The sequence below is a fragment of the Lelliottia sp. SL45 genome (genome assembly GCF_026672535.1).
Taxonomy (GTDB): domain Bacteria; phylum Pseudomonadota; class Gammaproteobacteria; order Enterobacterales; family Enterobacteriaceae; genus Enterobacter; species Enterobacter nimipressuralis.
The window spans coordinates 1770692-1791213 of sequence record NZ_JAPPRH010000003.1 but is presented as its reverse complement, the minus strand read 5'-3'; the positions used below and the strand labels follow the sequence as shown (position 1 = coordinate 1791213).

At 55.7% G+C, this 20522-nt stretch carries 21 protein-coding genes; 6 read left to right on the top strand and 15 right to left on the bottom strand.

Annotated features, from left to right (window positions below):
* Nucleotides 1-234: 234 nt before the first annotated feature.
* The 5 genes from anmK (at nt 235) to pdxY (ending at nt 4818) form a co-directional block, all read left to right on the top strand.
* The gene (gene anmK, locus OVA10_RS14675; protein WP_100780394.1) at nt 235-1359 is read left to right on the top strand and encodes an anhydro-N-acetylmuramic acid kinase; all 1125 of its coding nucleotides are present in this window, start codon (nt 235-237) and stop codon (nt 1357-1359) included.
* Between the two features lie 95 nt (nt 1360-1454).
* On the top strand, nt 1455-1778 hold the full coding sequence (gene mliC, locus OVA10_RS14670; RefSeq protein WP_100780393.1) for a C-type lysozyme inhibitor: 324 nt from the start codon (nt 1455-1457) through the stop codon (nt 1776-1778).
* Nucleotides 1779-1835: 57 nt separating this feature from the next.
* Nucleotides 1836-2492: a pyridoxamine 5'-phosphate oxidase gene (gene pdxH, locus OVA10_RS14665; protein WP_100780392.1), complete on the top strand. Its 657-nt coding sequence runs from the start codon at nt 1836-1838 to the stop codon at nt 2490-2492.
* Nucleotides 2493-2617: 125 nt separating this feature from the next.
* Entirely contained in the window at nt 2618-3892 is a 1275-nt protein-coding gene (gene tyrS, locus OVA10_RS14660) for a tyrosine--tRNA ligase (RefSeq protein ID WP_107703692.1), read from the top strand.
* A gap of 65 nt (nt 3893-3957) precedes the next feature.
* A complete protein-coding gene (gene pdxY, locus OVA10_RS14655) occupies nt 3958-4818 on the top strand; it encodes a pyridoxal kinase PdxY (protein ID WP_181827793.1) in 861 nt (286 codons plus the stop codon).
* A gap of 49 nt (nt 4819-4867) precedes the next feature.
* Here the strand turns inward: pdxY and gstA are convergent, their stop codons facing one another.
* The 12 genes from gstA to blr all read right to left on the bottom strand — a co-directional run bounded on the left by gstA (nt 4868) and on the right by blr (nt 15156).
* A complete protein-coding gene (gene gstA / locus OVA10_RS14650; protein WP_100780389.1) occupies nt 4868-5473 on the bottom strand; it encodes a glutathione transferase GstA in 606 nt (201 codons plus the stop codon).
* Nucleotides 5474-5582: 109 nt separating this feature from the next.
* The gene (gene dtpA / locus OVA10_RS14645; RefSeq protein ID WP_100780388.1) at nt 5583-7091 is read right to left on the bottom strand and encodes a dipeptide/tripeptide permease DtpA; all 1509 of its coding nucleotides are present in this window, start codon (nt 7089-7091) and stop codon (nt 5583-5585) included.
* A 620-nt stretch (nt 7092-7711) separates the two neighbouring features.
* Nucleotides 7712-8347, bottom strand: coding sequence for an endonuclease III (gene nth, locus OVA10_RS14640; protein WP_107703691.1), 636 nt, complete (start codon nt 8345-8347; stop codon nt 7712-7714).
* On the bottom strand, nt 8344-9030 hold the full coding sequence (locus OVA10_RS14635) for an electron transport complex subunit E (RefSeq protein WP_100780386.1): 687 nt from the start codon (nt 9028-9030) through the stop codon (nt 8344-8346). Before OVA10_RS14635 ends, nth begins: the two co-directional genes overlap by 4 nt.
* A 2-nt stretch (nt 9031-9032) precedes the next feature.
* On the bottom strand, nt 9033-9653 hold the full coding sequence (gene rsxG / locus OVA10_RS14630; protein WP_100780385.1) for an electron transport complex subunit RsxG: 621 nt from the start codon (nt 9651-9653) through the stop codon (nt 9033-9035).
* A 10-nt stretch (nt 9654-9663) separates the two neighbouring features.
* Entirely contained in the window at nt 9664-10716 is a 1053-nt protein-coding gene (gene rsxD, locus OVA10_RS14625) for an electron transport complex subunit RsxD (RefSeq protein ID WP_107703690.1), read from the bottom strand.
* On the bottom strand, nt 10717-12834 hold the full coding sequence (rsxC, locus tag OVA10_RS14620; RefSeq protein WP_268196218.1) for an electron transport complex subunit RsxC: 2118 nt from the start codon (nt 12832-12834) through the stop codon (nt 10717-10719).
* Nucleotides 12827-13402 (bottom strand): electron transport complex subunit RsxB, encoded by a 576-nt coding sequence (gene rsxB, locus OVA10_RS14615; protein ID WP_100780382.1) that lies wholly within the window; start codon nt 13400-13402, stop codon nt 12827-12829. The genes rsxC and rsxB overlap by 8 nt, the downstream gene beginning before the upstream one ends.
* Nucleotides 13402-13983, bottom strand: a complete 582-nt coding sequence (rsxA, locus tag OVA10_RS14610; RefSeq protein WP_100780381.1) for an electron transport complex subunit RsxA — start codon at nt 13981-13983, stop codon at nt 13402-13404. The genes rsxB and rsxA overlap by 1 nt, the downstream gene beginning before the upstream one ends.
* A gap of 76 nt (nt 13984-14059) precedes the next feature.
* The gene (locus OVA10_RS14605) at nt 14060-14500 is read right to left on the bottom strand and encodes a DUF2569 domain-containing protein (protein WP_100780380.1); all 441 of its coding nucleotides are present in this window, start codon (nt 14498-14500) and stop codon (nt 14060-14062) included.
* An 86-nt stretch (nt 14501-14586) separates the two neighbouring features.
* Nucleotides 14587-14802, bottom strand: a complete 216-nt coding sequence (ydgT, locus tag OVA10_RS14600; protein ID WP_064325909.1) for a transcription modulator YdgT — start codon at nt 14800-14802, stop codon at nt 14587-14589.
* Nucleotides 14803-15030: 228 nt separating this feature from the next.
* Nucleotides 15031-15156 carry a division septum protein Blr gene (gene blr, locus OVA10_RS14595; RefSeq protein WP_181827939.1) on the bottom strand — a complete coding sequence of 42 codons (126 nt, stop codon included), beginning with the start codon at nt 15154-15156 and terminating at the stop codon, nt 15031-15033.
* Between the two features lie 245 nt (nt 15157-15401).
* Here blr and OVA10_RS14590 point away from each other — a divergent pair, with 245 nt between their 5' ends.
* Nucleotides 15402-16442 (top strand): oxidoreductase, encoded by a 1041-nt coding sequence (locus OVA10_RS14590; protein ID WP_268196217.1) that lies wholly within the window; start codon nt 15402-15404, stop codon nt 16440-16442.
* A 35-nt stretch (nt 16443-16477) separates the two neighbouring features.
* On the opposite strand, the gene add is transcribed toward OVA10_RS14590, so the two are convergent.
* From add to malX, 3 genes are all read right to left on the bottom strand, one after another.
* Entirely contained in the window at nt 16478-17476 is a 999-nt protein-coding gene (gene add / locus OVA10_RS14585) for an adenosine deaminase (protein ID WP_268196216.1), read from the bottom strand.
* Between the two features lie 96 nt (nt 17477-17572).
* Nucleotides 17573-18745: a MalY/PatB family protein gene (locus tag OVA10_RS14580; RefSeq protein WP_181827796.1), complete on the bottom strand. Its 1173-nt coding sequence runs from the start codon at nt 18743-18745 to the stop codon at nt 17573-17575.
* Nucleotides 18746-18795: 50 nt separating this feature from the next.
* Nucleotides 18796-20388, bottom strand: coding sequence for a maltose/glucose-specific PTS transporter subunit IIBC (malX, locus tag OVA10_RS14575; protein WP_100780375.1), 1593 nt, complete (start codon nt 20386-20388; stop codon nt 18796-18798).
* Between the last annotated feature and the right edge of the window lie 134 nt (nt 20389-20522).

Here is a 20522-nt window from a genome sequence, read left to right as displayed (position 1 = left end):
AACGCCCAAACTGAGCATCCGTTATGGCTAAATTATATGGCATTGAGAGCCATAGATCATATCTTTGCACTAACAATAGGAAAATTGTACTTGAATTTGACTTAACGAGACATAAACGGAAGAGGCGGGGTGCTTGAGATCGGACATTGTTAAAAAATATTAGCCGGTCATAGAAATACCCCTTCATTTATGGTGGAGTGGTGACCCCAAGCCCAGATAACCTAAGGAAAGCGCATGAAATCGGGTCGTTATATCGGTGTCATGTCAGGCACCAGTCTTGACGGAGTCGATGTTGTCCTTGCTGCAATTGATGAAAACATGGTGGCGCAGCAGGCAAGCCTGAGCTGGCCGATTCCTGTAGAACTGAAAGAAGCGATTCTGAGCATTTGCCAGGGACAGCAACTGACTCTCTCGCAACTGGGGCGGCTCGATGTGCAGCTGGGATCGCTGTTTGCCGATGCGGTGCTGGCGCTCATGCAACAGGAAAATCTTCAGCCAAAGGACATCGTGGCGATTGGCTGTCATGGGCAAACCGTGTGGCATGAACCGCTTGGCGACGCGCCGCATTCGATGCAAATTGGCGATAATAACCAGATCGTCGCCAAAACAGGTGTAACGGTCGTGGGGGATTTCCGCCGTCGCGACATCGCCCTTGGCGGGCAGGGCGCGCCGCTGGTTCCGGCGTTTCACCAGGCATTGCTGGCGCACCCGGATGAACGTCGCATGGTACTGAACATTGGTGGCATCGCCAATTTGTCGATGCTCATTCCTGGGCGACCGGTGCGCGGTTACGATACCGGGCCAGGCAATATGCTGATGGACGCCTGGATCTGGCGTCAGCGTGGCAAAGCGTACGACAAAGACGCGCAGTGGGCGTGCGAGGGAAAAGTCATTATTCCACTGCTGCAAACGATGCTGAGCGATCCTTATTTCGCCGCGCCTGCGCCAAAAAGTACGGGGCGCGAATATTTCAATTACGGCTGGCTTGAGCGCCAGCTGGCGCAGTTCCCGGCGCTGGCCCCGCAGGATGTGCAGGCGACGCTGGTGGAGCTGACGGCAATCTCGATTTCGGAGCAAGTCCTGCTGAGCGGCGGCTGCGAGCGACTGCTGGTGTGCGGCGGAGGCAGCCGAAATCCGCTGGTAATGGCGCGCCTCGCCGGGCTGTTACCGGGCACCGAGGTGACCACTACCGATGCGGCAGGCATCAGCGGCGACGATATGGAAGCCCTGGCCTTCGCCTGGCTTGCCTGGCGCACGGTCGCCGGTCTGCCGGGGAATCTGCCTTCCGTTACCGGTGCGCGCGAAGCCAGCGTGCTGGGCGCGATTTTTCCGGCCAATCCGCGGCATAATCAGAGTTAACTGAATTCCAGCCCTGCCCGTTGCCGTTAAAATCGAAAGGAATACAGGAGGGTGACTTCACCCTCCATGATCAGGATAGTCTTCGGAACAGGCTCATGAAAAAACTTCTTCTTACGTTTGCCCCTCTCTTACTCGCGGGCTGTAGCTACTACAACCAGGTTGTCGATCGCCTCAATACCGACACCCTCGAGTATCGCTGTGATGAAAAACCACTGACCGTGAAGCTCAATAATCCGCGTCAGGAAGCCAGTTTCATCTACGACAATAAAATGCTGAACCTGAAACAGGGTATGTCCGCGTCCGGCGCGCGCTACACGGACGGGATCTACGTATTCTGGTCCAAAGGTGACGATGCCACCGTCTACAAACGCGACCGCGTAGTGCTCAACAACTGTGTGCTGCAAAATCCGAAGCGTTGAGATTTTTACAGGGGCGGCGCACAATAGCGCCACCCAATTCTAATTTCAGCTAACGCCATGTCAGATAACGATGAATTGCAGCAAATTGCGCATCTGCGCCGTGAGTACACCAAAGGCGGCCTGCGTCGCCAGGATCTTCCCGCTGAACCCCTCGTACTTTTTGAGCGCTGGCTGAAACAGGCCTGTGAGGCCAAACTGGCCGATCCGACCGCGATGGTCGTCGCCACCGTCGATGAGAACGGCCAGCCCTATCAGCGTATCGTCCTGCTGAAACATTACGACGAAAAAGGGCTGGTGTTTTATACCAACCTCGGCAGCCGTAAAGCTCACCATCTGGAAAACAATCCGCGCATCAGCCTGCTGTTCCCGTGGCATATGCTGGAGCGTCAGGTGATGGTGACAGGGAAAGTCGAACGCCTCTCAACGCTCGAAGTGCTGAAATATTTCCACAGCCGTCCTCGCGACAGCCAGATTGGCGCCTGGGTCTCGAAACAATCGAGCCGCATTTCGGCACGCGGCGTGCTGGAGAGCAAATTCCTCGAGCTAAAACAAAAATTCCAGCAGGGCGAAGTGCCTTTGCCAAGCTTCTGGGGCGGTTTCCGCGTTCCCATTGAGCAGATGGAGTTCTGGCAGGGCGGCGAACACCGTCTGCATGACCGCTTTTTATACCAGCGCGACAACGACGCGTGGAAAATCGACCGACTGGCCCCGTAATCCTCGAAATTTGTTGTTTTAAGCGCTAGCGCTGGATGGGCTGGCGCTTTATTCTATGTCTCTTTCGCGCTAGGCGAAAAGTCGTGTACCGACAGAGGTGCAGTCGTTTATACATGGAGAATTTGATGGCAAGCAGTAACTTGATTAAACAATTGCAAGAGCGGGGCCTGGTGGCCCAGGTGACGGACGAAGTAGCGTTAGCAGAGCGACTGGCGCAAGGCCCGATCGCGCTCTATTGCGGCTTCGATCCCACCGCTGACAGCTTGCACTTGGGGCATCTTGTTCCATTGTTATGCCTGAAACGCTTCCAGCAAATGGGCCACAAGCCTGTGGCGCTGGTGGGTGGTGCAACCGGTCTGATTGGTGACCCAAGCTTTAAAGCCGCCGAGCGTAAACTGAATACGGAAGACACCGTGCAGGAGTGGGTGGACAAAATTCGCAAGCAGGTTGCGCCATTCCTCGACTTCGATTGCGGTGAAAACTCTGCGATTGCTGCCAACAACTACGACTGGTTTGGCAACATGAACGTGCTGACCTTCCTGCGTGATATCGGCAAGCACTTCTCCGTTAATCAGATGATCAACAAAGAAGCGGTGAAGCAGCGTCTGAACCGTGACGATCAGGGCATCTCCTTTACCGAGTTCTCCTACAACCTGCTGCAGGGTTATGACTTCGCCTGTCTGAACAAACTGCACGGCGTGGCGCTGCAGATTGGTGGCTCTGACCAGTGGGGCAACATCACGTCCGGTATCGACCTGACGCGTCGTCTGCATCAGAACCAGGTATTCGGTCTGACCGTACCGCTTATCACCAAAGCTGATGGCACCAAGTTTGGTAAAACCGAAGGCGGCGCAGTCTGGCTGGATCCGAAGAAAACCAGCCCGTACAAATTCTACCAGTTCTGGATCAACACCGCCGATGCGGACGTTTATCGCTTCCTGAAGTTCTTCACTTTCATGGACATCGAAGAGATCAATGCTCTGGAAGAAGAAGACAAGAACAGCGGTAAAGCGCCTCGCGCACAGTATGTGCTGGCCGATCAGGTCACCAGCCTGGTTCACGGTGAAGACGGTCTGGCGGCGGCGAAACGCATTACTGCCAGTCTGTTTAACGGCACCCTGAGCGATCTGAGCGTGGAAGATTTCGAGCAGCTGGCGCAGGATGGCGTGCCAATGGTTGAGATGGAAAAGGGCGCCGATCTGATGCAGGCGCTGGTCGATTCCGAGCTGCAGCCGTCCCGTGGTCAGGCGCGTAAGACCATCGCCTCCAATGCCATCACCATCAACGGTGAGAAGCAGGCCGATCCGGAATACACCTTCGCAGAAAGCGATCGTCTGTACGGGCGCTACACCCTGCTGCGTCGCGGTAAGAAGAATTACTGTCTGGTTTGCTGGAAGTAATCACAAGTGTTTGAGGGGCGTGGGAAACCACGCCCCTTTATTTTTTCAGGGTTGTGGTAAGAAAAATGAATAACATCCTCGCCATTCAGTCCCACGTTGTATTTGGCCATGCCGGCAATAGCGCCGCAGAGTTCCCGATGCGTCGCCTTGGGGCCAACGTCTGGCCGCTCAACACCGTTCAGTTCTCCAATCACACACAATACGGTAAATGGACAGGCTGCGTGCTGCCTGCATCGCATTTGACGGAGATTGTGCAGGGTATCGCGGATATCGATCAGCTAAAGCGCTGTGACGCCGTTTTAAGCGGTTATCTGGGATCGGCGGAGCAGGGCGAGCATATCCTGGGTATCGTACGTCAGGTTAAAGCGGCAAACCCGTCGGCCAAATTTTTCTGCGATCCGGTGATGGGCCATCCGGAAAAAGGGTGCATCGTGGCGCCGGGTGTGGCGGAGTTTCATGTGCGCCATGCGATGCCGGCAAGTGATATCATCGCGCCAAATCTCATCGAACTGGAAATTCTCTGCGAGCATCCGGTGAACAGCATTGAAGAAGCCGTGACAGCGTCACGTGAGCTGATAGCTCAGGGACCGGAGATTGTGCTGGTAAAACATCTGGCGCGCGCGGGGTTTAGCCCGGACCGCTTTGAAATGCTGCTGGTGACGAAAGACGACGCCTGGCATATCAGCCGTCCGCTGGTGGACTTTGGTGCTCGCCAGCCGGTGGGCGTGGGTGATGTGACGAGTGGTTTACTGCTGGTGAAACTGTTGCAGGGCGCATCTCTGCGCGACGCGCTGGAGCATGTGACCGCAGCGGTCTATGAAATCATGATCGCGACGAAACAGATGGATGAGTATGAGTTGCAGGTTGTGGCGGCGCAGGAGCGTATTGCGAAGCCGGAGCACTACTTTAGCGCGACGCAGCTTTAAAAACAGTGCCCGGCAAGCGCGCAGCGCCGCCGGGCACTGCAGAGATATCTTAGTTCAACCCTTCCGCTTTCAGCGCCGCCGCCACGCCCGGACGTGCCGCCATGCGTTCCATATACGACGCAATATGGCTTAATCCTTCCATATTCAGCTTCACTGCCCGCGCCCAGCGCAGTACCGTAAACAGATAAGCGTCAGCAATGGTAAAGCGCTGGCCGCAAATCCACTGATCGTCTTTCAGGGCGTCATTAACGTACTGCAGTTTTTTCTCCAGCAGGGCACGAACGGTGGGTTTGTACTCTTCAGGGGTGTCCGGACGGAACAGCGGCGTGAAGCCTTTGTGCAGCTCAGTCGCGATGTAGTTCAGCCACTCGAGGGTTTTATAGCGGGAAATGCTGCCCGTCGGTGCCAGCAGATGGCGATCGGGTACTGAATCGGCCAGGAACTGCATAATGGCGACGCCTTCAGTGAGCAACGTGCCGTCGTCCAGCGCCAGAGCCGGAACCTGTCCTTTCGGGTTAATCGCGAAATAATCCTCGCCATTCTCCAGACGCTTTTTCATCAGGTCGACGCTATCGAGCGTGAAATCCTTGCCGCTCTCGCGCAGGGTGATGTGTGAAGCAAGAGAGCATGCGCCTGGTTTGTAGAACAGTTTCATCGGTAACTCCTTTTTGCTGAGATTGGGGTCATGGTAATGCGCGGCAGAATAAAAAAAAAGCCGCTAACGCACAGTTAGCGGCTTCTCTTCAGTCGTTTCCCGATGACAATTACGCGGTAGCGGTATCCGTCGCTTTAGCGGTTTTGTCGTCGTCCTGGGTCATACGGTTCAGTTTAGGTGCAGTCAGCAGCATCAGCACGGCGATAATTGCGGTGGCGATACCGATCTGCATGAATACGCGTCCGTACACTTCCAGGGAGACCAGAGGGTCGGTGACGTTTTCCGGAACGGCCATCAGGTTTGCAATTTTACCTGCGATGATAGCGGCACCCGCAGTAGTCAGGAACCAGCTACCCATGATGAAGCCCATCAGACGCTGTGGAACCAGCTGTGCAACCATTGCCAGGCCCAGACCTGAGATCATCAGCTCGCCGATAGACTGCAGCGCGTAGCTCAGAATCAGCCAGTTAACAGACACGATACCCGCGTCGGTCGCGAACTTGGTACCCAGCGGCAGTACCAGGAATGCGCCAGAGCACAGCACCATACCGATGGCGAATTTGTGCGGCATCGGCAGACGGTCGCCCATCTTGTTGTAGATAGCGGCCAGAATCGGGCTACCAATCATGATCCAGAACGGGTTCAGAGCCTGGAACTGCTCAGGTTCGAACGCGATACCCAGAATGGCGTGCTCAACGTTACGAATGGCGAAGAAGTTCAGGGAGGTTGGCATCTGGCTGTACAGCACGAAGAAGACAATCGCCTGCAGCATCAGAATGAAGGCCACAATCATCTTACGACGCGCAGCGCCCTGCATAGCGAACGCTTCTTTCGCGAAGATGCAGATGATACCCAGAGCAACCACGCCCAGTACCGCGCGAGCAACGCCCTGGTTGTGCAGCAGCCAGGTGGCGATGGTGGCGAGGATCACGACGCCCACGATAGTCGCCAGCAGTTTGCCCATGTGAACCGGTTCGAAGTCAGGTTTAGAGCCGTAGTCTTTGACCCAGCGTTTGCAGAAGGCAAAGTTAACCACGGTGATCAGCATACCGACAACGGAGAGTGAGAACGCTACGCTCCAGCCGAACTTCGCTGCCAGCCACGGTGTTGCCAGCATAGAGAAGAAGGAACCGATGTTCACCGACATGTAGTACATGGTGAATGCACCGTCGAGACGCGGGTCATCTTTGCTGTAGCAGGTAGAAAGCAGGGAGGACGGGTTCGCTTTGAAAAGCCCGTTACCGACGGCAATCGTCGCCATACCCATGTAGACAACCGCAGCATCGTGACCGGACCACGCAACCAGCGCATAGCCGACAGCCAGAACGATGGCGCCGAGCATGATCACGCGTTTGGTGCCAAGAACTTTATCGCCTAACCAGCCGCCGACGGCGACCAGGCCGTAAACCAGTGCACTGAAAGAGGAGAACAGCGTGATGGAATCCGCTTCGGACATACCCAGTTGTTTAACCAGGTAAACAGCCATAATCCCTTGCAGGCCGTAAAAGCCAAAACGCTCCCATAACTCGATAGAGAAGATGAGATAGAACGCCTTAGGCTGTTTGAAAGCGTTTAAACTTACGCTCTCTTCTGTTGGTTTATTGTTTGCAGTAGACACATATACCTCTTTTTTTACATCCCATATTAACGGGGGTGTTCATAGCGTAATTGACCGGAGTCCATTCGCCTTATAGTTATATTGGGAGGGGAAACGGCGGGTAATGTTCACTATCCTGACCCATCTGGCAAGGTGTTTGTAATACTCTGTTACATATAACCAGAGTGGTATAATACGCGGGTCAGACAAATGTTATTTAGCGTTAAATCTTTCAGCATGAGAATTGGTGGTTTTTTTCACTACTGAGACCGGTAAAAAAGGGCTGTATGGCGATATGTTCTGCTATATGGTCATTGTGGTAGTGATATGGTCCATATTCTGAAAATCAACTGGTTTAATCTGTTGTGAACGATCGGTCATAGCTTGTTCGCGCAAGGGCTTAGTGGGTTTTTATATACAAAAATCCAACATGACGTTATCAGAGTGATCGCGATCACAGATGTATAGAAAATTTCGCTGACGAAAAAACAATTAACCTGCCAGGGTGTTAATGAACCGAACAATCAAGAGGTCTGAAAGTGAACGAAGCGGATAATAAATGGGCAAAAGGAAGGTTTACGGTTAGACCTTCCTTTAGTAAGGGATTGATATACTGAGCAGAGGAGGCAGGTGACGGAAAGTCAGGCGTACACTTTCTCTTTATATTCGCATAAATCTTCGATAAGACACGAACCGCAGCGGGGTTTACGGGCGATACAGGTATAACGTCCGTGCAGGATCAGCCAGTGGTGGCAATCCACCTTAAACTCCGCCGGCACCACCTTCAGCAGCTTTTCTTCGACCTGTTCGACGTTCTTACCCGGTGCGAAATTTGTGCGGTTACAGACGCGGAAAATATGCGTATCCACGGCAATGGTCGGCCAGCCGAAAGCGGTATTGAGCACCACGTTGGCGGTTTTACGCCCCACGCCAGGCAGCGCTTCCAGCGCGGCTCTGTCTTCCGGCACTTCGCCGCCATGCTGTTCCAGCAGGATACGGCAGGTTTTAATCACGTTCTCGGCCTTGCTGTTAAACAGACCAATGGTTTTGATGTACGACTTCACGCCGTCCACGCCCAGCTCCAGCATCGCCTGCGGCGTATTGGCGACAGGGTAGAGCTTCGCCGTCGCTTTGTTGACGCTCACGTCGGTGGCCTGGGCGGAGAGCAGCACCGCGATCAGCAGCTCAAAAGGGGAGTTGAAATTCAGCTCCGTTGTCGGATGCGGGTCGTTATCACGCAGACGAGTCAGGATCGTGATGCGTTTCTCTTTATTCATACAGCCTTCTCAGGGAGTCCTTCCTGCACGCTACGCTCGGCGGCGCGGCGTTTACGTTTCTCATCAATGAGGTATTTTAACGCCAGCATCATACCAAGGCCAATAAATGCGCCCGGTGGCAGCATCGCCAGCAGGAACGGCGTATCCGTGTGGAAGACCTCAATACGCAGGGCCTTCGCCCAGCCGCCCAGCAGTGCGTCAGCGCCGTCAAACAGGGTACCGTTACCGAGGATCTCACGCATTGAGCCCAGCACAAACATCGCGCAGGTGGCACCCATACCGATGGCAAAGCCATCCAGCGCCGAGATCAGCGGATCGTTCTTCACAGCGAAAGCTTCCGCGCGGCCCACAACGATACAGTTGGTCACAATCAGCGGAATAAAAATCCCCAGCGACTGATAAAGGCCGAACGCGTAGGCGTTGATCAGCATCTGCACGATACTCACCACCGAGGCGATGATCATCACGTAAATCGGAATACGAATCTCTGAGGGCGTCCAGCGACGCAGGGCGGAGATCGACAGGTTGGTCAGGGTCAGCACCAGCGTGGTCGCCAGTCCAAGGCCGAGGGCGTTCGTGGCAGTGGATGTCACCGCCAGCAGCGGGCACATCCCCAGCAGCTGGACCAGCGCGGAGTTGTTCTTCCAGAGACCCTGGACAATAACCTCTTTAACCTGGCTCATGATTACTCCTCACAGGCGGGAAGATTGTTGATTTGCGCAGGCAGCGTTTCGGCGTACAGCCCCGCGCGTTTCACCGCATTCACCACGGCGCGTGGGGTAATGGTCGCGCCGGTAAACTGGTCGAACTCACCGCCGTCTTTTTTGACTGCAAAGGCGGTGTCATTCTCACCATGAATCACTTTTCCGGCAAAATGTAAAATCCAGTCGCTGAGGCGAAGCTCGATTTTATCCCCCAGCCCTGGCGTTTCGTGGTGCTGCGTCACACGGGTGCCGAGAACCGTACCAGAGAAGTCGGTGCCGACCAGCAGTTGAATCGCGCCAGAGTAGCCGTCCGGTGCGGTCGCTTCCATCACGGCACCCACGGCGGTATCCCCTTTACGGGCGATGAAAACGCGGTGTTCACCTTTGCCTAACTGCGGCGCCTGCACGATAAAGCAGCTTTTCTGCAGGTCATTATCGTAGAAATCTGACGGGATCACCTGATCGAACAGCGCCTTTTGCTGTTTCGATGCCTGTTCATCAATCGTCGTTTTGGTCATTTCATTCACCAGCGCGGTCAGCCCCGTCAGGGCAGCGGCGAAGATCGCCAGCGTCACGCCGTGTTTTTGCATAGTTTTCAGCATGGCGAATCCCTTAGCGGTGGCCATACACGCGAGGACGCGTGTAGTAGTCGATGAGCGGCACCGTGATATTGGCCAGCAGTACGGCGAACGCTACGCCATCCGGATAGCCGCCAAAACTGCGGATCAGCCAGACCAGCAGCCCCGCCAGCGCGCCAAAAATGAGGCGTCCACGGTTGGTGGTCGATGCGGTCACCGGGTCGGTCAGAATAAAGAAGGCGCCCAGCATGGTTGCGCCGGAGAGCAGATGCATCTGCGGGCTTGGCAGCGGCTCGGACGAGAACATCCAGCCGAGCGTGGCACAGATCGTCAGCGTCACCAGGAAGCTCACCGGAATGTGCCAGCGAATCGTCTTCTTCCACAGCAGGAACACGCCGCCCAACAGATAGGCGATATTAACCCATTGCCAGCCAGCGCCCGCCAGCACGCCGCTGTAGATTGGGTACGCCATGATCTGCTCAACGCTGTGACCGGCATGCAACGACGTTTTAAAGGTATCGAGCGGCGTCGCCTGGCTGATACCATCCACGCCCATGCGCAGGGTGGTCATGTCGCCACCCGTTGCCGTGTGGCCGGTGAAGATCACCTGAAGCGCATCCATAAATCCCGGTACCGTCGCGGCAATCTCGTGCGGCGGCAGCCAGCTGGTCATCTGCACCGGGAAGGAGATCAGCAAGACCACATAGCCGATCATCGCCGGGTTAAACGGGTTATGCCCCAGGCCGCCGTACAGCTGTTTGGCAATAATAACCGCGAAAACGGTGCCCAGCACCACCATCCACCAGGGTGAAAACGGCGGAATACTGATCGCCAGTAACAGACCGGTGAGCAGGGCTGAGTTATCGGCGAGAATGCGGGGAACAGGCATTTTTCGAAGCTTAAGCACCAGCGCTTCGGCGGCCAGCGCACTGACGCAGCCGAGGACAATCTGAAACAGCGTCCCCCAGCCAAAAAACCAGAGCTGCACGGCAATGCCCGGTAAGGCCGCCAGGCAAACCAGCATCATAATGCGCGACGTCTGGCGCTGGTTATGGGTGTAAGGGGAACTTGCGATTCTGAAAACCATTTAATCCTCGTTTACTGCCTGCTGTGCGGCTTTCTTAGCCTGAACGCGTGCAATCGCGGCGGCGACTGCGGCTTTGCGTGGGTCGTCATTGGCGGCGGGTTCGGGGCCCTGCTGGGCCGCTTTACGCGCTTTGGCGCGAGCAATGGCGGCTTCAACGGCCGCTTTGCGCGGATCGACAGGGGTTTCCTGCTCGACGCTCTTTTCCTGTTGCTCCGCTTTACGCGCTTTGGCGCGAGCAATGGCGGCCTCAACGGCGGCTTTGCGCGGATCGACAGGCGGTTCCTGCTCGACGCTCTTTTCCTGTTGCTCCGCTTTACGCGCTTTGGCGCGGGCAATGGCGGCCTCAACGGCGGCTTTGCGCGGATCGACAGGCGGTTCCTGTTCGACGCTCTTGTCCTGTTGCTCCGCTTTGCGCGCTTTGGCACGAGCTATCGCCGCTTCAACCGCTGCTTTACGCGGATCGCTCTCAGCGTTCGGCTGTGCGTCCTGGGCTTTTTCTGCCTGACGGGCGCGGGCCTGCGCTTTGCGCGCTTCACGTGCGGCGATGGCTTCGCTGTTGTCTGGTTTTTCACCGGCCGGTATGATCACCGGCTGTGCGGCAGAGGCTTTCTTCTCACGAACCCGCGCCAGCGCGGCGTTAATGGCATCCTGATCTTTTTCGGCTGGCTGAACGGCAGCCTTTTTGTGACGTTCCTGACGCGCCAGTTTCTCACGCTCAAGACGCGCCTGACGCGCTTCAAAGCGGGCTTTGGCTTCGGCGGCACGTTTGTCTTCCAGCGAAATGGCGTAGATCTCGGCTTTTTCCTGGCGGAAATACTGCACCAGCGGAATGCTGCTTGGGCAGACCCAGGCGCAGGCCCCGCACTCAATGCAGTCGGCCAGATTGTGGGCTGTGGCTTTATCGTGCAGCTGGCCTTTGCTGAACCAGTACAACTGCTGCGGCAGCAGATCGGCCGGACAAGCGTCGGCGCAGGCGCTACAGCGGATACAGCCTTTTTCTTCCTGCTCTTCGCCCATCTCACTTGCAGAAGGGGCCAGCAGACAGTTGGTGATTTTGACGACCGGAACGTCCAGCCAGGGCAGGGTAAAGCCCATCAGCGGCCCGCCCATAATGACCATTTGATCGCTGCCCGGACAGAAGCCGGCCTGCTCCAGCAAATGACGCACCGGCGTACCCAGCCGCGCCCAGACGTTACCCGGCTGCGAAACGGACTCGCCTGTCAGCGTCACTACGCGTTCGGTCAACGGTTCCCCGTCGATCACCGCGCGTTTCACCGCGTAAGCCGTACCGACGTTTTGCATCAGTACGCCAATGTCAGAAGAGCGGCCGCCGTGCGGAACCTGTTTCCCGGTCAGAATTTGCGTCAGCTGTTTTGCACCGCCGGACGGGTATTTAGTGGGAATAACGCGCAGGCCAATGTCGTGGCTGCCCGCCAGCACCGCACGCAGCATGGAGATCGCCTGCGGCTTGTTATCTTCAATGCCGATCAGCACTTCGCGCGGCTGCAAAATATGGGCAAGGATGCGAATCCCTTCGACGACCTGCGCGGCGCAGTCCTGCATCAGGCGGTCATCAGCGGTGATGTAAGGCTCGCACTCTGCGGCGTTGATAATCAGGGTCTGAATTTTATCGCCACCACCGCGCAGTTTGGTGCCGGTCGGGAAGCCTGCGCCGCCAAGACCGGCCACGCCGAACTGGTGGATGCGCTCGATCAGGGCTTCGCGGCTCTGGGCGCGGTAATCGCTCCAGCCGTCACGGTCGATCCAGCGGTCTTCACCGTCCGGCTCGATCATGACGCTTAATTCGGCCAGTGCCGAAGGGTGGGGAACCGTGTGAGGGGCAATCGCCACCACTTTCCCGGAGGTCGGTGCGTGGACCGGGAGCATACGTCCGCGTCCAAAGGTCAGTTGCTGACCGCGCAGCACGTTGTCACCGACTTTCACGCACAGCTCGCCTTCCGCACCGATGTGCTGTTTCAGCGGCATGACGAACCGGTTTGCTAATGGGATCTGGCGCAGCGGCGTGCCGCTGGACTGGGTTTTCATCTCTGGCGGATGAATCCCGCCGTCGAAATCCCAAATCTTCTCTTTTCTGAACGCAGAAAATAACTTAAACATGGTGTTCCACAGGAATTATACGAACCGGAATGGTTTGAAGATCCCACTTCCAGCTGTCGGGAGTCGTTTCGACCGGACGCAGCTCGATGCATTGCGTCGGGCAGGGGGCCACACAAAGATTGCAGCCCGTACAGAGATCCGCCATCACGGTGTGCATCGCGCGAGTTGCGCCAACAATGGCGTCCACCGGGCAGGCCTGAATACACTTGGTACAGCCGATGCAGTTTTCTTCGTCGATGACCGCCAGCACGCGCGCAGGCTCTTGCGCGCTCTCGTCGCCATCAACAGGCTGCGGATCGACGTTAAGCAGCGCCGCGATTTTTAACATCACGGCTTCGCCACCCGGCGCACAGCGGTTAATTTTTTCACCGTTGCCTACCGCCTCAGCATAGGGACGGCAGCCAGGATAGCCGCATTGCCCACACTGGCTTTGCGGCAGGAGGTCATCGATTTTTTCGACGACAGGATCGCCTTCAACCGCAAAACGGCGCGAGGCGTAACCCAGAATAATGCCAAAAAACAGCCCCAACACGCTGATGGCGGCGATGGCAATCCAGATAGCATTCATTACAACTTCACCAGACCACTGAAGCCCATAAAGGCCAGAGACATCAAACCCGCGGTGACCAGTGCAATGGCGTTACCGCGAAAAGGCGCCGGAATATCGGCAGCGGCCATGCGTTCACGAATAGAGGCAAACAGCACCATGACCAGCGAGAAACCGACCGCCGCGGAGAAACCGTACAGGGCCGATTGCAGGAAATTATGGCCAAGGTTGATGTTGAGCAGCGCCACGCCGAGCACGGCGCAGTTGGTGGTAATCAGCGGCAGGAAAATGCCGAGCAGGCGATAGAGCGCCGGGCTGGTTTTGCGCACCACCATTTCCGTAAACTGCACCACAAAGGCAATCACGAGAATAAACGCCAGCGTGCGCAGATAGATCAGGCCGAGGGGGATCAATATCCAGGTATCAATCCACCATGCGCAAATAGAGGCCAGTGTCATTACGAAGGTGGTTGCCAGTCCCATGCCCATTGCGGTTTCCAGCTTTTTGGAAACCCCCATGAACGGGCACAGGCCAAGGAACTTCACCAGCACGAAGTTATTCACCAGCACAGTTCCGACAAAGAGCAGTAAGTAATCGGTCATTATTTAGCCTGAAATAAAAAAGCCGCCTATTATCGGATAAACCACAACGGGCGACAACAGGATAACTGTAGGGTTATTACGGGTTCACGAAGGTCTTTTTGACCCGTGCGGAACGCCTGAAGTAGGGCGCGAAGAGCGCAGCGGCCAGCAGCGGGAACAGCAGCTGGCGCACAGCCAGTAAGTCTGAAACCGGTGAAAAGGCAAAGGCCTTGATCGCCAACAGCACGGAGATCAGCAGCCAGATAATATAGTGCTTAGGCACTTTCTGACGGCGTTTAAAGAACGCAATGGTCAGCCAAAGGGTGTAATACCACATGGCAATGGCAAAACCGAAGGAGATAAACCACAGCGCAATATTCATTGTGCTCTGGGAGGTCAGATTCTTAAGCGCATACGGCGTCACGAGAGCCGTTGTATACAGCAGCAGCGCAAGCGATGCGCTTAACAAAGCCACCAGTAACCAGGCGAGCGGGGCGAGTAACCAGCCTCCGATTTTTTCTCCAGGCGATGCGGTCATGTTATCTCCCTCAGTCTGCACGAAATGATACCCGGCAAATTTACCGGGGCGTGAGTATATAACATTTCGCGCCGATGGCTACCGTCTTACAGCACGTAGCGCCAAACTGATTTAGGGACTTCGCCGATATTGAACAAACGACCGCCGGAAACCAGCTCTGCGCGACGATGATCGGCAGCGCGGTACATATTGATGATGTCCTGATTATCGGTCAGCGTGTAGTTCAAATGATCAAACAGTTTTTCCAGGCTCTCGAGAGAACTGATCTTGCGAAATTTTAATAAATAATCCTGAACTGTCATTTAATAAGCTTCCATTTTTAAAAGTAAATTTTATCAGTAGGGTAATTCGCTCGAATAATAAACGGATAAATAAAGACGTAAACAACCCACTTAAGGGTTAAGACTAAATTAGGAGTTTTCTTTGAAAGTTTCAGGCGTCGGACGACGCCTGCAGAAGAAGGTTAACTCTGATGACCGTGGCTGGCAACCGGCAACTGACAGGATATGTCACTCTTTTGCCAGCAGAACTTATTTGGTCTGAGACGCCGCAACCGGTTCTGGTGGCTGGTAGTTATCAATATGGCTGGCAACGCCGAGTAAAATGACGGAAACACCCAGGACAACCCATCCTGCTAATTCAACGATTCGATTGATAATTGACGTCATGATTCTTGTTTGTGATTTATCCATAAATACAGATTGAGAATGTTACAGCGCGATTTCCGCTATCGCAAGTCCTTTGGGAACGGTTTCTCTGTATGAATTCAGCAGGTTATATAATTGTAACAAAGACCGCTGGTCAGTCGTGCTGTTTTACTTTTTGTAATCCATTACAAAACGGTTGTGACAGGCTTGTTGATAGTGTGAAATGAGTGAAAGACAAGACGAGAGGCAACGACATGAGTGACAAAATCCGCGTCGGATTAATTGGTTATGGTTATGCGAGCAAGACGTTTCACGCACCGCTGATTGCCGGTACGCCTGGAATGGAGCTGGCGGCAGTTTCAAGCAGCGATGCGTCGAAAGTGCATGCTGACTGGCCTGCGGTTCCGGTAGTGTCTGAACCTAAGCACCTGTTTAACGATCCGAATATCGATTTAATCGTCATCCCCACGCCAAACGACACCCACTTCCCGCTGGCGAAAACGGCGCTGGAAGCGGGTAAGCATGTGGTGGTGGATAAGCCCTTTACCGTGACGCTGTCTCAGGCACGCGAGCTGGACGCGTTGGCAAAAAGTCTGGGACGTCTGCTGTCGGTATTCCACAACCGTCGCTGGGACAGTGATTTCCTCACACTTAAGGCGCTGATGAACGAAGGGACGCTGGGTGAAGTGGCGTACTTCGAATCCCATTTCGATCGTTTCCGCCCACAGGTACGTAACCGCTGGCGCGAGCAGGCCGGTCCAGGCAGCGGTATCTGGTACGATCTGGCCCCGCATTTGCTGGATCAAGCGGTGAATCTGTTTGGTCTGCCGGTCAGCGTGACGGTCGATCTAGCGCAACTGCGCCCGGGCGCACAGGCCACGGACTATTTCCACGCGATTTTGACCTATCCGCAGCGTCGTGTGGTGCTGCACGGCACCATGCTGGCGGCGGCCGAATCTGCGCGCTATATCGTGCACGGTACGCGCGGGAGCTACGTGAAGTTTGGTCTGGACCCGCAGGAAGACCGTCTGAAAAACGGCGAACGCCTGCCGCAGGAAGACTGGGGCTACGATATGCGTGACGGCGTGTTAACGCGTGTCGAAGGGGAGGAGCAGGTGCAGGAAACCTGGCTGACCCTGCCGGGGAACTATCCGGCCTATTATGCGGCGATCCGCGATGCCCTGAACGGCACGGGTGAAAACCCGGTTCCGGCAAGCCAGGCGATTCAGATTATGGAACTGATTGAGCTGGGCATCGAATCAGCGAAACACCGCTCGACGCTCTGTCTGGCGTAATAAAAAGGCCGGCAAATTTGCCGGCCTTTTACTTCTTAGCCTGCGACTTTATCGCGCAGGGCCTGTTTTTCAGCTGCGCTCAAGAACGCAATTTCCAGGCCGTTGATCTGCGCCTGTCGAATATCTTCGCGGCTCAGTCCCGCCTGCGGCGCGGCAACATTATACTCATGAATAATATCGACACCCTGAACTGCCGGATCGTCGGTGTTCAGCGTCGCCAGCACGCCGTGCGCGAGGAACGTCTTCAGCGGATGCTGCGCCAGTGACGCAACGGTGCTGGTCTGAATGTTAGACGTCAGACAGGATTCGATGCCGATGCGCTGCTCGACCAGGAAATCCATCAGCGCGCGGTCTTCAACGGCTTTCACACCGTGGCCGATACGCTCGGCACCCAGCTCACGAATTGCCTGCCAGATACTTTCCGGACCGGCCGCTTCGCCCGCATGAACGGTAACATGCCAGCCCGCGTCGCGCGCACGGTTGAAATGAGAGAGGAACAGGCTGCCGGGGAAGCCAAGTTCATCACCCGCCAGATCGACGGCGGTGATCTGATCGCGATGGGCCAGCAGCGCTTCCAGCTCCTGCAGACAGGCCGCTTCGCCGAAGGTACGGCTCATAATGCCAATCAGATTCGCCTGTACGTTAAACGCCTTACAGCCTTCGCGCACGCCTGCGATAACCGCTTCCACCACGCCGTCGACGGGCAGATTGTGGGTCATCGCCATATAGCCTGGGGAAAAACGCAGTTCGACATAATGCAGGCCATTGCGCGCCGCATCTTCGATATTTTCGAACGCCACGCGACGGCAGGCATCTAGCGACGCCAGCACTTTCACGCCCCAGTCCAGTTTGCTGAGGAAGCTCACCAGATCCGGTTCGTTCGCCGTCACCTGGACGTGGGGAATGAGTGTCTCAATAGTTTGAGCGGGCAGGGACAAATTAAACTGGCGGCCAAGATCGAGAATGGTTTGGGCACGAATGTTGCCATCAAGGTGACGGTGAATATCGGTAAGGGGAAGGCGGGTATCAATCATGGTCGCACTCATTTTCTGGTTAAAGTGCGCCACATTATAAAAACATTTGCGGGTAAAAAGCTATTTGCGCAATGGAATATTCCATTGCGCAACCTGTCAGAGCAGAGAATGAATCCCCGCAATCAGCCGCTCAACGCCCTGTTCCAGTTTACTGCGTGGACATCCGGCATTCAGGCGTACATACCCGTTACCCTCCACGCCGTAAGTGTAACCTGGCATGATCGCGACTTTTTGCTGCTCAATGAGTACGTTCTGTAGCGCTTTGTCGTCGATACCGAGCGCACTCAAATCAATCCATGCCAGATAGGTCGCTTCCGGCGGCTGCCAGTTCAGCTGCGGGAATGCAGCGTTGAGTTGCTCAGCCACATAGCGCAAATTCGCCTCCAGATAGGCACGCAGGGCATCCAGCCACGGCTCGCCCTGCTGATAGGCGGCGATATGCGCCGTCAGTGCCAGCACGGACGGAGATGAAAGCCCGTCGCGGCCCTTCAGGGCGTTAAGATAGCTTGCGCGACTTTCATCGTCGCCAATCAGCCCATACGCCCCGGTAAGCGCCGGAATATTAAAGCTTTTGGAGCCCGACGTCAGTAGCGCCCATTTTCTGCGTGCCACCTCGTTCCACGGCGTATGCTGATGGTCGCCCCACACCATATCCATGTGGATTTCGTCGCTGATCACCGCCACATCGTAGCGCGCGCACAGCTCGGCCATGGTGTTCAGCTCGTCGCGCGTCCAGACTTTACCGGTCGGATTTTGCGGGCTGCACAGCAATAAAATCGTGTTTTCCGGTTTCGCCAGCGCGGCTTCCAGGCTGGCCATATCGCACTCCCAGCCGGCTGTGTTTTTTTGCATTGCGACCGGAACGACGTTGCGATCGTTGCCCTGGATGGCGTTGTAAAACGCATCGTAGGCGGGGGTATGCACCACGATGCCGTCGCCGGGTTTCGACCACACGCGGATCAGCTCGGAAACCATATAAATGACCGACGGACCGTACACCAGGGTGTTCGTATCAATCTGGCTGTGAAAACGCTGCTGGAACCAGTGCGCAACGGCGGCGAGAAATTCGTCGTTTTTCCAGCGGCTGTAGCCAAACACGCCGTGACTGATGCGCTGATTGAGCGCGTCGATGATGCACGGCGCGGTGGCAAAATCCATATCGGAAATGGTAAAGGGCAGCAGATCGTCGGCACCGAAGCGGTCGGCAACGTAATCCCATTGGGTACACCAGGTCCCGTGGCGATCGACGACGGTTGAAAAATCAAACATAGCGCTCGTCCTTAAAGTCAAAACCCCCTTCGCCAGAAGGGGGTGAGGTGTCAGGCTTCTACCGTACGCATCAGCGTCGATAGCTCATCTTTAACCGACTGGACCTGCGGCCCAATCACCACCTGCAAATTATGCTGATTTAACTGTACCACGCCGATGGCCCGGTTGGCCTTCAGGGCGTTGGTGTCCACCTTGGACATATCGTTCACCGACAGACGCAGGCGGGTGATGCAGTTATCGAGAGACGTGATGTTATCCGCGCCGCCCAGTGCCGCCAGAATCGCTGGCGTGTTGTAGCCGGATTTACCAACGGTACCCACAACGGCTTGTTCCACGCTGCTGGCGGTATCGGTATCGCGGCCCGGTGTTTTCAGATTAAAGCGGGTGATGGCGAAGCGGAAGATACCGTAGTAAACCGCAAACCAGATAGCCGCCACAACCGGCACCAGATACCACTTGGTCGACAGACCGTGCAGGATGCCAAACACCACGAAGTCAATCACGTTGCCGTCGGTGTTACCGATGGTCACACCCAGCACCGCCATCACGGTGAAGCCCAGACCGGTCAGTACCGCGTGAATGAGATACAGCACAGGTGCAACGAACAGGAACAGGAACTCGATTGGCTCAGTCGTTCCGCCTACCACGCAGGCGATGACGCCGGAGATCAGCAGGCCTTTAATTTTATGACGGTTTTCAGGGCGCGCGCAGTGGTACATCGCCAGCGCCGCACCCGGCAGGCCGCCTAAGAAGGCCGGCATTTTACCCTGGGACAGGAAGCGGGTCGCACTTTCAGAGAAGCCGTGGGTGGTCGGGCAGCTCAGCTGCGCCTGGAAGATAGTCAGCGCGCCACTCACGTCGTGGCCGCACACGTCCATCGTGCCGCCCGCTTCGGTAAAGCGAATCAGCGCGACCAGAATGTGCTGTAAACCGAACGGCAGCAACAGACGTTCACCGGTACCGAAAATCATCGGGCCGAAATCGCCTGCGCTGTTGATGATGCGGCCAATCGCCGTAATCCCCATCGCGAAGACCGGCCAGATCAATGGGATCACCAGACCAAACAGACCCATGACCACCAGGGTGACAATCGGCACAAAGCGGGTACCGCCGAAGAAGGCCAGGGCGTCCGGCAGACGGATATTGTGGAAGCGCTCGTGCAGCATCCAGATGATCACACCGGCAATAACCGCACCGAGGATCCCGGTGTCGATCGACTGAATACCCAGCACGCTCTGAATGTTGTTCGCTTTCAGCACTGCCGCGTCGGTGGTGGGCAGAATACCTTTAGCGGTCAGCCAGAAATTCACCGCCAGATTCATCACCGCGTAGCCGACAAAACCGGCAAACGCCGCCACGCCTTTGTTCTCGCGCGCCAACCCCAGCGGGATAGCGATACAGAACATGACGGGCAGGAAGCTAAAGGCAAAGGAGCCGACTTTACTCATCCAGATGAAGATCGCCTGCAGCACCGGGTTGCCGAGGAAGGGGATCAGGGTAATGACATCATGGCTGCTGAGTGAGCTGCCGATCCCGAGCATGATCCCGCAAAAAGAGAGCAGAGCCACCGGCAACATAAAGGTTTTACCCAGTTGCTGGAAAAACTCCCACAGCGATATTTTTTGTGCTGCTTTCGCCGTCATAAAACGACTCCTTGATGGTTAAAAGGGTTTTATCTGTTTCATTGTGGCGAGAAGATAAAACGTTTTACCAAACTTTAGTGCGCTCTGAATCACATTCTCATGCTTTAATTAGCAGTATAAATAGAACCTATTGA